Here is an 11,626-nt window from a genome sequence, read left to right as displayed (position 1 = left end):
TTAAAATTTAAATTGTGAATATTATTCAGACTCTGTTGGATGCAGATTTGTTTCAAAAGAAAAAAGTGATTTAAAAAATATAATCATAACAATAAAAGATTTTCTTCATCAATTTTAATTTAACAAAATTTATCAAAGTCAAAAATTGATTTATAAACTCGATTTTGTAATTTTAGCCAAAATTTAAAATAAGTGAAAAAGTTATTATTTGCAGTTTGTATCTCGGCTTCGGCTTTAAGTTTTGCACAAGATTATTCTGTACCGGCAGCAAGTCCGCGTCAGAAAGTAGAGCAGCAGTTTTCAATGTCTAAAGTTTCTGTAGATTACGGAAGACCAGGCGTAAAAGGAAGAAAAATCTTCGGTGAATTGGTTCCTTACGGACAGGTTTGGAGAGCTGGAGCAAACTCTTCAACAAAAATTACTTTCGGACAGTCTGTGAATTTCGGGGGGAAAATAGTAGCTGCAGGAACTTACGGTTTGTTTATCGTACCAACTGAAAAAGAATGGAAAGTAATTTTGAATAAAGATTTCCAGCAATGGGGTGCTTATACTTATGATCCAAAACAAGATGTTGTAGATGTAATGGTGCCTGTAAATAAATTAGCAGACAAGCAAGAATGGTTTGAAATTACTTTGAACCCTACAGACGAAAATTCCGGGAATTTGGTCATTAAATGGGATACCGCTCAGGCTGAAATTGCTTTGAAACCTGCTAAACCAGATACTGTAACAAAAATTGCAGAGAAACTGAAGGAAATTAAAAAAATAGAATCTGACGCTGCAAAAGCTAAAGGTTAAAATTTATTATCAATGAATTTTTCAATTCAACCTGAATTAGAAAACGATAAATATCAATTAATCCCCTTATCTCAAGGGGATTTTGAGTCTTTATACGAAGTCGCTTCTGATCCAAAAGTTTGGGAACAGCATCCTAATAAAAACCGTTTTGAAAGAGAAGTTTTTGAAATGTTTTTCAAAGGTGCAATAGAAAGCAAGGGTGCTTTCAAAATTGTGGAAAAATCTAGCGGAGATGTTTTAGGAAGTACTCGTTTCTATGATTTCGATGAATCTAAAAACAGTATTTTCATTGGTTATACTTTTTACGGAACAAAATTTTGGGGAAAAGGAATCAATCCGCAGATTAAAAAACTGATGCTTGATTATATTTTTCAGTATGTTGATACGGTTCATTTTCATATAGGAAAAGAAAATTTCCGTTCACAGACTGCTTTAGAAAGATTAGGTGGAAAGAAAATTGCGAAAGAAGAAGTTGCTTATTTTGGCGAACCGACAAGAACCAATTTTGTGTATGAAATCAGAATGGAAAATCATTTTTAAATAATTTTCATGCAGATTTGAAATGTTGAAAATACATCAGCATCACTGGCAAAATCTGCTAGAGATTTGATTTAAATTATAGCTTGTCAACAATTTGTTTTATATAAAAAAACTTTGTGAGCTTTTATAAGTGAAACGGCTTGTGTAACTTAAAAACATTTAGTAGTTAAAAAATCTTGGCCTTTGCGTTAAAAAATAATTAGTAATAAAATGAAAAAATATAAAATTCAGAAATCACCTTTTATTGTTCAAACAACAGATGGGAAATTAATTGAAGAACATTGGGGAAATTCAACCCAGAATTCAAATATTTCTATTGCGCACATGATTGCTCCGCCAAATTGGAGCGAGCCGCATCAAACTCCTGAATTTGATGAATTTACCATCATTATCTCCGGTAAAAAGCAATTTGAAATTGACGGAGAAACTGTGGGTTTAGAAAAAGGACAAAGCATTTTGATTGAAAAAGGAGCGAGAGTCCGTTACAGCAATCCGTTTTCGGAACCTTGCGAATATATTGCGATTTGCCTTCCTGCTTTTTCAATGGAATTGGTTAACAGAGAACAAGAAAATAACTAAGATATGGCGTTACAAAGTTGCCCTAAATGTAAGGAAAATTCATTTACATGGTTTATCAGTGGAAAAACCCAGTTGACAACGTGGAGTTGTTTTGATTGTGATTACGAAGCAAAACAAACTGACAATATTGAGCAGGTTTGCGAAAATTGCAAAGAGACAACAAAAATCAAGTTGAAAGATAAAGAAAAAGAATATTGGTGGTGTTCTAACTGTAATGAAACCAACGATATATAAAAAAATAACCTCATTAATTTGAGGTTATTTTTTAGTTGTGAAATTTCTGCTATTTTAAAATTTCTTTCAAAAACAAGAGCGTATGATTCCAGGCTCTTTTTGCCATTATTTCATTATAATCAGGAGATTTTGGGTCAGTAAATGTGTGTTTTGAGTTGGCGTAAGTAATGATCTGCCAATCTGCTTTGCCATCATTCATTTCTTTTACCAGATTATTATAGTCTTCCGGAGTTACACTTTTATCTTCTGTAGGATTTTCGACTAAAATTTTAGTTGAAATAGATTCATTGGGTCTTGTCTGATCTTTTCCAATACTTCCATGAATTGAAACTACACCTACAACAGGTAATTTTCCTCTTGCAGATTCCAAAGCGCCTGTTCCGCCAAAACAATATCCTATGACAGCAATTTTATCTGAGATCGCTCCGTTTTTCTTTAATTGTTCTAAAGCTAAAGAAATCCTTTTCTGATAAGCTGCGTAATCTTTTTTGTAAAATCCGGCAGTTTTTGCAGCAGAAGTATTATCGGTTGGAATATTTCCTTCCCCATAAATATCTGCAATAAATGCGATGTAACCTTGTTTTTCTAAATCTGCCGCTGCTGTTTTCGCTTCATCGTCAATTCCTTTCCAGGCTGGAAGAATCAAAACTCCTGGAAGCTTTTTTCCTGCGTTGGATGTAACCAATCCGTTAAGCTTTTGTGATCCATCCTGATAAGAAACCGTTTTAAGGTTTTGGGCGAAAACTGTTGTTGAAGATATTAGAAATGCTGATAATAAAATGGTGCGTATCATATTTTGTAATTTAATTAAATAAAAAAATAATGAAAAATTTGCTTGAGCAAGCTCGTTATTTCAATTTAATAATCAAAATTAAATAATAGAAATCTATTTAAGCATTATAATCTTCATTTATTTTTTTATAATTAATTTTTCCGATAAAATGGTTGTTCCTTTATTTTCAGCTTTAATTAAATAGACTCCATTTATAAGATTTGGTAAATAGATAGTAACTTTTTCATCATTATATTTATTAGAGAATAATTTTCTTCCTGATAAATCAGTGATGCTCACAGTTGATTCTTTTGGAAGGTTGTTTATATTCACAAAATCTTTTGCAGGATTTGGGTAAATAGACGGTTTTAAAATATTTTTATAATCATCAACTCCTAAAGTTGAACCTAATCTTACGACCCAAATATCAACCGACCCATGATTTAATGTAATATTTCCGTTAGAAGACGTAGTATTTCCGATCATAATGTATCCATTATCTGAAGTTTGCTGCACAGCATATAATTGATCAACATTGCTTCCTCCTAAAGATTTTTGCCACTGTAAATTTCCCGCTGAATCTAACTTTATAATCCAGTAGTCAGTATTCCCGAAATTTTGGGTAATATCACCGTTAGTAGACTGAGTATATCCACCAACAATATATCCGCCATCAGAAGTCTGATAGATAGAGCTCGCTCCATCTAAAGCTGTTCCTCCAAAATTTTTCTGCCATATTACATTGCCTATAGGATTAAGCTTTACAATCCAAAAATCACGAGATCCGATAGAATCTGGAACCGGGCCGTCTGACTGAGCATAACCCGAAACAATATAATCTCCATCTTGATTTTGTATAACATCAAAAGCTTCATCTCCACCAGTTCCTCCTAATGATTTTTCCCATTGTAAGTTTCCAAAAGCGTCTAATTTTATAACCCAGTAATCTCTGGGTCCAAAATTTTGTGAAACATCTCCATTATTTGAAATTGTGCTACCTGCCATAATGTATCCGTTATCCAAAGTTTGTTTTATTGATCCTGCATATTCATAGCTGCTTCCTCCAAAATTTTTCTGCCACTGTATATTTCCTGATGAATTTAATTTTACAACCCAATAATCGTAGAATCCATGATTTCCCATAACATCTCCCATTGTATCTGTAGACATAGAGTTACCTGCTACAATGTAACCTCCATCTGAGGTCTCTTGTACTGAGGTAGCTTCCTCGTAACCGTATCCTCCTAAAGATTTCTGCCATTGTATATTTCCGGATGGATCTAGTTTTACCACCCAATAATCACTAGAACTATGATTTCCCGTAACGTCACCATTATTGGATGAAGTATAACCGGCAAAAATATATCCTCCATCTTGAGTTTGCTCAATAGAGTTTGCTCCGTCACTACCGCTTCCTCCGTATGTTTTTTGCCATTGAATATTTCCTGATATATTTAGTTTGACAATCCAACAGTCAAATGATCCCTGATGTCCTGTAACATCTCCGTTGTTAGATTGAGTTGATCCAGCTAGTATAAACCCTCCATCTTGGGTTTGACGGATAGATTTTCCATAATCGCTAAAACTTCCACCCAAAGATTTTTGCCATTGTATCGATGGCGATTGACTCCAAATTTTATTGAAATTAATAATTAATATGAGAAAAAAGAATAATTTAAATTTCATAGTATTTTGTTTTGATGTTTTATTTTAATTAAAATTTACAAATCTAAATATACATATTAAATTTTTTATAACACTTTATATCATAGAGGTTTAAAATGGATTTTTCTTAATTAATTAATAAAAAATAATGAGATTATTAAAGTTTTATTCCCAAGTTATTTAATTCAGCTTCCAAATTTGTTTTAGGCTGAATGTGAATAGTTTTAAAACCTAAAGTTTGTGCCATTTCAATATTTTTTAAATTATCATCAATGAAAACAGATTCATTGGCTTCCAATTGATATCTCTCCAATAAAACTTGCCAGATTTTAGGATCAGGTTTAATTAATTTTTCAGTTCCCGAAACCACAATTTTTCCGTCAAATAACTGAAAGAAATCGTAGTTTTCTAAAGCGTAAGGAAAAGTTTCTTCAGACCAGTTTGTCAATCCAAATAGTTGATAGGAAGTGTTTTTTAATTTTCTAAGAATTTCTACATTTTGCGGAATATCACTTTTTAACATCACTGTCCAGTTATCATAATAAGCTCGGAGTTCTTTTTCCCAATCCGGAAATTTTTTAATTTGAATTTCAGTTCCTTCTGCTAAAGTTCTCCCTCTGTCTTGTTCGATATTCCATACATCCTGTGCTATATTTTCAAGGAAATACTCCATTTTTTCGTCATCATTAAAATACGTTTTGAAAAAATATCTTGGGTTCCAATCCATTAAAACGCCTCCAAAATCGAATACGATATTTTTGATTTCCATAATTTCTAAATGTTATTTACCTTTTAATTATTATTCTAAACATTCTTTCCAAGACAACAGTATTTCTTTCCAATCTTGTAATGGAATAATTTTTTTATCATAACCTTCCTGCCACAATTCAAAATGGGTTTCAGTTATCTGTGCAAACCAATAATTTCCCATACCACCTCCATAATCTGGATCTTCAATCAATGAAAAATTACTAGAAAGTGCTAAATCCAAGTCAGCTATGAAGTCATCCACATCATCAGGATGTCTATAATTATAAATGTAATTAGCAATAGGATTTCCCGAAATAATTCCATGAAATTTCTTGGATGATTTTTGCATGGTCAAACCATATTTTTGCAGTAGTATATCGTTCAAATTGTGAAGTATTTAAATGTGATAATCGCTAAAGTTTTTACTTAAATATTAAATTTAATAGTCTGTAATAATAACTGTAATTCTAAAAATTATTCAGGTCTATAAAAATGATATTGTCCATTCTCATAAAACGCATTAATATGCTGTAAACCATTCGTTAAAATAATTTCAGAAGCACCGATTATGGAATTATATCTTGCTGTTTGCTCAAAGGTTTTTTCTGTTAATTTAATTTGTGGAGCTTTACATTCAATCAGAATTTTAGGCTGTGCTTTTTCGGTAATCAAAAGGTCAATACGTTTCGTTAAACCATTCAAAACGATTTTTTTTTCCGTTATTAAAGCTGAGGTAGAGTAGGACTTTACAGTAAGATAATAGTGAATCCAATGCTGTCTTACCCATTCTTCAGGCGTGAGCAAAAGGTAAGTTTTACGAACCAAGTCATAAATAAAAAACTTATCTTTGTCTTTCTTGAATTTAAAATCAAAAGTTTCCTGAAAGTTCAGTTTTGGAAGTTCCATTTATACGATGAAAGAATTAGATTTAATCCTCAAAAATATTAAAAATAAAGAAGTATTACCTATTTATTTTTTCCACGGAGAAGAACCTTACTTTATTGATGTTGCTATAAAAGCTCTTGAACACGACTTTCTCGAGGAAGACGAAAAAGCTTTCAATCAAACCGTAACCTACGGAAAAGACACAACCTATCAGGAAATTCTCTCTTTGGCGCGACAGTTTCCGATGATGGGTGACAAACAAGTGATTATCGTAAAAGAAGCACAGGATTTGAAGCTGAATGATGAAGAAAGCAAAGCTTTGGAAGCGTATGTTGAAAATCCTGTTCCATCCACAGTTTTGGTTTTTGCGTACAAACACAAGAAATTAGACAGCCGCAAAAAAGTTACGAAATCTTTAGATAAATCAAATGCACTTTTTCTGAGTGAATCGATAAGGGAAAATAATCTACCGAAATGGATTGCCGATGAATGCATGAAATTAGGTATAAAAACCGCTCCGAATATTTCCCATCTTCTCGCAGAATATCTTGGAAATGACCTTTCAAGAATTGCCAACGAACTCGGAAAACTGAAGATTATTCTTAAAGATGGGCAAATTTTAGACGGAACCGTTGTTGAAAATCACATCGGAATCAGTAAAGAATACAATGTTTTTGAGCTTCAGAAAGCTTTAGGAACAAAAAATGCAAATGCTGCTTTCAAAATTGCTCATTTTATGGGCAAAAATCCTAAAAACAATCCGTTTGTGATGATGATGGCGAGCTTATACAGCTATTTTTCGAATGTGATTATTTACAACACGATGGTGGGTCAACCGCCACAAGCAATTGCTTCTCAAATGGGAGTCAATCCTTATTTTATCAAAGATTATGCGGAAGCTGCGAGATTGTATCCTTTAAAACATTCAACCCGTGTCATTTCTATTTTGAGGGAATTCGACATGAAAGGAAAAGGTTTGGGAGCCGTTAATATGAATGATGCCGAACTTATTAAAGAATTGGTGTACAAGATTATCAACGTGGATAAAATTAAAATGAAAGTGTAGAAGTAATGGTCAATTTTGCTTGCAAGTAACTTTTATTTAACTTTTTAAACTTATAATGATTTATTAAATAATTTTAAACTCAATGTTAAAAGTAAATTTTCTGTGTTTTGTTTTGATTCTGTTTTTTCAGTTGTCGCATGCTCAATTCAAGATAAAATCAATTTCACCGACTGTCGACCAACAAGATTCTTTTAATATTCAAATCATTAAAACTCTCGGAGAATTTTTAGAGACTCAGAATCCAAAATTCTGGCTTGAGTCTGATTTTAAAAGATTCAAATCTCCTTATTACGAAATTATTGGCATTGAAAGCGGAAAATTAGGAGACAAATTTTATCAACCGTCATTAATGGAGATAATTCCAACACACGAAGAAGATAAAAGAATTGTAAAATTAGCTTTTATTGGCTATAATAAAGACACGAAATCTAATCTGATCAAAGCAATCTATAATATGATTGCCGTAAAAAATGGGGACAAAATTTTCTTTAGTAAATACATTGATTACGCAACAAGAAATTGGAAAATCAAGAATGAAGATAATATAACCTATCATATTTCTCCCTCAAAAAATTACAGTTTGGAAGAAGTTGAAAAACAAAAAACAGATATCAAACTTCTTTCAGAATTTTTTGACACTGAACGATTTCCCATCTTTTACTATTCAACAGTTTCTCCCGAAGAAGTTTTCAAATTGAAAGGATTTGACTATCATCCTATGATGTTCGCTGATAAATCTGGTGGATTTGCTGAAGATTACAACATTGTCATCTCGGGAAATAATTCAGAATATTACACACACGAAATTGTTCATTTATATACATCAAAACTTTTCCCTAAGATAGACCCATTTTTTGATGAAGGAATTGCCACTTATTTTGGAGGAAGCGGAAAGTTTGGTTATCAATGGCAAACAGTAAAATTGAAGAAATTTCTCACAGAAAATCCTGATTTTGATGCTTTTGAACATTTAGATGTCTACGAAAGACTTTATTTTGAAAAGGAAGCACCAATTCCTTATGTAGTTTCAGCTGTTTTGTGTGAAATGATTATTTCTAAATTTGGTAAAGAAAAACTGTTTTCGGTTTTCAAAAATGGAAATTCAGTGGAGGAGTGTCTCAAAACATTTAATTTGAGTAAAAATAATATAAATTCTGAATTGAGGAAGTTTTTAAAAGTTTAAAAACGGTTTATCATTCATCGACTTTTAACATATTAAATATTGACAAGTATCATTAATTTTCTTTTAATAAAACATTAAAAATTCCGAAATTAGCACACTTGAAATTGATAAATAAATTATGGAACAAAATATTTTAGATTGTGTAATCGTTGGATCTGGTCCTTCTGGTTTTACAGCGGCAATTTATGCAGCAAGAGCAGACCTTAAACCTGAATTATACACAGGTTTGGAACCAGGTGGACAATTAACGACAACTACTGAAGTTGATAATTTCCCAGGTTATCCTGCTGGAATTACAGGTCCTGAAATGATGATGGATTTGCAGAAACAAGCTGAAAGATTCGACACAAAAGTTCATTATGAATTGATTACCAAAGCGGAATTTTCAAAAGAAGTTGGCGGTGTTCATAAATTATATGCCGGAAACAAAGAAATTTTTGCTAAATCTGTGATTATTTCTACAGGAGCTACTGCGAAATATCTAGGTCTTGATGACGAAAAAAAATATAACGGTGGAGGAGTGTCCGCTTGTGCAACGTGTGACGGATTTTTCTACAGAGGAAAAGACGTAGTTGTAGTGGGAGCAGGAGATACAGCAGCTGAAGAAGCGACTTATCTGGCTAAATTGGTAAACAAAGTAACAATGCTCGTAAGAAAAGATCAGTTCAGAGCTTCAAAAGCAATGATTCACAGAGTGGAAAACACGCCGAATATTGAAGTGAAATTTCATCATGAGCTGATTGGAATTGAAGGTGAAAACAATTTAGTAGAAAGAGCGGTTGTTATCAATAACCAAACTCAGGAAAAATCTACAGTAGACGTTCACGGAATTTTCATTGCAATCGGTCACAAGCCAAATACAGATATTTTTGCAGGTCAAATCGATTTGGACGAAAATGGATACATCGAAACTGAAAAAGGTTCGACAAGAACAAACCTTCCTGGCGTTTTTGCTGCAGGGGATGTTCAGGATCATATATACAGACAAGCTATTACAGCTGCCGGAAGCGGTTGTATGGCTGCAATGGATGCTGAAAAATACTTGGCAGAATTACACTAATCAATTCCACATTGTACATATTAAAGCATCTTGAAAGAGATGCTTTTTTGCTTTATAAAAGTTATTTGTCGTTTTTATCAAGAATAATTTTAAAAATAATTCTCCTGATTTATAGTTGATTATTATATTTTGTTAAAATTTATTTAATAAAAATTTTGACAGAATCTAAAAACATTCTATATTTGCACCACTGAAAACAACGATACAATCGATGTTTTTGGAGAGATGGCAGAGTGGTCGATTGCGATAGTCTTGAAAACTATTGACTGTAACAGGTCCGGGGGTTCGAATCCCTCTCTCTCCGCTGAAAGGGTCTTCAATACGAAGACTCTTTTTTTTTTCATACACAAGAAGACCTTTGTCTTTCATTTTCAAACAATTATGAGAGAAAATACCAAGCATTGTAGGTGTTCGATAGATACCGTTTTCATAATAAAGATTGCTGTCGAACACTAAGTTTACAAATTCCCTTTTTTCTATTGTACTTGCCTTTGAATATATTTGTCTTATGTCACTTAAGCACTTGAGATTTTTCTCTAAGATTTTATACGCTTTATTCTGATTAGTACTTAATCTCTCAATACTAATGTTCAAAACTTTAATCTCATTGTTGTATAGATCTGACCATCTTTCAAAAGTTTCTTTTGTAATATCATTTTTAATCCACTTATCTTCTAATGAATATAAGTTTTGCTCAGTTTCTAATAATTTTTTTTGGTTTTCTTTAAGGACGATTTGATTCTCCTTTACTTCTGAGTCAAGCGATTTTCTACATGATAATTTAATTTTTTTGATGTTTTCGATCGGCAAACTCATAAGATCACAGATTTTTAAGAACTGCTCATGTGACTTTATTGCACTTATATTATTATGCTTCGAATGTTTACATTTATAATAGTAATAGTATCTACCAGCTTTGCCTCGAGAAGGTGCTCCGGATAAAGGTTGCCCACAATGACATTTTAATACGCCTCTAAGTGGTATATTATCATCTATTATAGATTTAATCTTCAAAGGGCGTTTCATCTTCTCCTGAACAATTTTCCACGTGAGCAAATTTATTATCGGTTCGTGAATACCCGGAAACAGACCTCCAGCATACTCTTTGTATGATTCAACTTTTAAGAAGCCTGCATATACAGGATTACTTAAAACTCTTTCCACAGCCATATTCCCTTTTCTATTAAAACCCATACTCAGAGCATTTTCTTTTATTAGATATAATGGCGTACCTCCCAAGTATGAATCATAAATAAAACGAACTATTTTTGCTTCTGCTTCATTAATTACTAATTTTCTATCCTTTCTTTCACCTTGCTTGACATAGCCGAATGGTGCGTTTTTATATACAAAACGACCTTCTTTTGCTTTTGCAGTATAAATTCCACCCTTTACTTTTATGCTTCTGTTGATGTTATCCTCTTCAGCTAAAAGCAATTGTAGACCTGCGCGGAAAAAACTTCCAGGAGTATTATAATCGAAGGTAATGCCCTCTGTAACACTAACAATTTGGATATTGTATTTTTGTTGTAAAAGTTTCACTAAACTCATCGCTTCACCAGCATCTCGACTAAACCTATCAAGTTGGTCAACCAAAAGATAATCTACTGAGCTGTGATGCTTTGTGATGAACTCTCTTAATTTGTTAAAATCAGGGCGATCAAATGTCCTTGCACTTTTACCTCTGTCAATAAATGTATCCACTAGTGTTACATCATTAAATGCTAACCATTGATCTGTATACAGCTCTTGCCTTTCAATAGACCCATTACTTTGTCCCAGTTGACTGAATCTTAGATATCTTATCGCACGTTTCATAATATTCTTTTAAGGTTATAGAAACAATTATTCTTACAATCAGCTTATTTAACAGTTCCTCTTTCTCCTCTTCTTTTTTCTGTTCGAAGGTTAAAATATTTTTTTCAATAAAAGAGTTATCTTTTTTATCATTATTTCTTTCCATTGATCCATAAATTTATGTTAGAAATCCATAGTAGATATCTAACATACTTAGAAAAATGATACTTGCACTGAGTATGGCATTATAGAGTCAATGTTAGGTATTGAATGGCTTTACCATACAAGACAATTTCC

Annotated in this window: 13 protein-coding genes, 1 tRNA gene and 1 pseudogene; 8 read left to right on the top strand and 7 right to left on the bottom strand. The window is 32.4% G+C overall.

The window, feature by feature from the left end; genetic code table 11:
• Positions 1–192: 192 nt before the first annotated feature.
• From OEA66_RS01140 to OEA66_RS01125, 4 genes are all read left to right on the top strand, one after another.
• Complete coding sequence (locus tag OEA66_RS01140; protein WP_267279623.1) at positions 193–798, top strand: DUF2911 domain-containing protein; 606 nt, start codon at positions 193–195, stop codon at positions 796–798.
• 12 nt (positions 799–810) lie between these two features.
• A complete protein-coding gene (locus tag OEA66_RS01135) occupies positions 811–1,338 on the top strand; it encodes a GNAT family N-acetyltransferase (protein ID WP_267279622.1) in 528 nt (175 codons plus the stop codon).
• A gap of 210 nt (positions 1,339–1,548) precedes the next feature.
• Positions 1,549–1,917: a cupin domain-containing protein gene (locus OEA66_RS01130; RefSeq protein WP_267279621.1), complete on the top strand. Its 369-nt coding sequence runs from the start codon at positions 1,549–1,551 to the stop codon at positions 1,915–1,917.
• 3 nt (positions 1,918–1,920) lie between these two features.
• Positions 1,921–2,151 (top strand): hypothetical protein, encoded by a 231-nt coding sequence (locus OEA66_RS01125; RefSeq protein ID WP_267279620.1) that lies wholly within the window; start codon positions 1,921–1,923, stop codon positions 2,149–2,151.
• A 49-nt stretch (positions 2,152–2,200) separates the two neighbouring features.
• Here the strand turns inward: OEA66_RS01125 and OEA66_RS01120 are convergent, their stop codons facing one another.
• The 5 genes from OEA66_RS01120 to OEA66_RS01100 form a co-directional block, all read right to left on the bottom strand.
• Positions 2,201–2,944 carry a dienelactone hydrolase family protein gene (locus tag OEA66_RS01120; RefSeq protein ID WP_267279619.1) on the bottom strand — a complete coding sequence of 248 codons (744 nt, stop codon included), beginning with the start codon at positions 2,942–2,944 and terminating at the stop codon, positions 2,201–2,203.
• Positions 2,945–3,061: 117 nt separating this feature from the next.
• Positions 3,062–4,609: a T9SS type A sorting domain-containing protein gene (locus OEA66_RS01115; protein ID WP_267279618.1), complete on the bottom strand. Its 1,548-nt coding sequence runs from the start codon at positions 4,607–4,609 to the stop codon at positions 3,062–3,064.
• Between the two features lie 136 nt (positions 4,610–4,745).
• Positions 4,746–5,357, bottom strand: coding sequence for an HAD family hydrolase (locus tag OEA66_RS01110; RefSeq protein WP_267279617.1), 612 nt, complete (start codon positions 5,355–5,357; stop codon positions 4,746–4,748).
• 30 nt (positions 5,358–5,387) lie between these two features.
• Complete coding sequence (locus tag OEA66_RS01105) at positions 5,388–5,687, bottom strand: hypothetical protein (RefSeq protein ID WP_267279616.1); 300 nt, start codon at positions 5,685–5,687, stop codon at positions 5,388–5,390.
• Between the two features lie 125 nt (positions 5,688–5,812).
• Positions 5,813–6,244 (bottom strand): type I restriction enzyme HsdR N-terminal domain-containing protein, encoded by a 432-nt coding sequence (locus OEA66_RS01100; RefSeq protein ID WP_267279615.1) that lies wholly within the window; start codon positions 6,242–6,244, stop codon positions 5,813–5,815.
• A gap of 7 nt (positions 6,245–6,251) precedes the next feature.
• Here OEA66_RS01100 and holA point away from each other — a divergent pair, with 7 nt between their 5' ends.
• From holA to OEA66_RS01080, 4 genes are all read left to right on the top strand, one after another.
• Positions 6,252–7,289: a DNA polymerase III subunit delta gene (gene holA, locus OEA66_RS01095; RefSeq protein ID WP_267279614.1), complete on the top strand. Its 1,038-nt coding sequence runs from the start codon at positions 6,252–6,254 to the stop codon at positions 7,287–7,289.
• A gap of 82 nt (positions 7,290–7,371) precedes the next feature.
• Positions 7,372–8,472, top strand: coding sequence for a hypothetical protein (locus OEA66_RS01090; RefSeq protein ID WP_267279613.1), 1,101 nt, complete (start codon positions 7,372–7,374; stop codon positions 8,470–8,472).
• Positions 8,473–8,590: 118 nt separating this feature from the next.
• A complete protein-coding gene (gene trxB, locus OEA66_RS01085) occupies positions 8,591–9,532 on the top strand; it encodes a thioredoxin-disulfide reductase (protein WP_267279612.1) in 942 nt (313 codons plus the stop codon).
• A 219-nt stretch (positions 9,533–9,751) separates the two neighbouring features.
• Positions 9,752–9,836 (top strand) — tRNA-Ser (locus OEA66_RS01080).
• A 725-nt stretch (positions 9,837–10,561) separates the two neighbouring features.
• Here the strand turns inward: OEA66_RS01080 and OEA66_RS20490 are convergent.
• Positions 10,562–11,350, bottom strand: a pseudogene (locus OEA66_RS20490) (recombinase family protein); the annotation flags it as partial.
• The gene (locus tag OEA66_RS01075) at positions 11,301–11,495 is read right to left on the bottom strand and encodes a hypothetical protein (RefSeq protein WP_139255430.1); all 195 of its coding nucleotides are present in this window, start codon (positions 11,493–11,495) and stop codon (positions 11,301–11,303) included. The gene OEA66_RS01075 and the pseudogene OEA66_RS20490, both read right to left, overlap by 50 nt.
• Positions 11,496–11,626: the final 131 nt, after the last annotated feature.

It is taken from the genome of Chryseobacterium luquanense (assembly GCF_026460945.1).
Taxonomy (GTDB): Bacteria; Bacteroidota; Bacteroidia; order Flavobacteriales; family Weeksellaceae; genus Chryseobacterium; species Chryseobacterium luquanense.
Note: the sequence above shows the minus strand (reverse complement) of the source record. Positions and strands in the feature narration are given on the sequence as shown.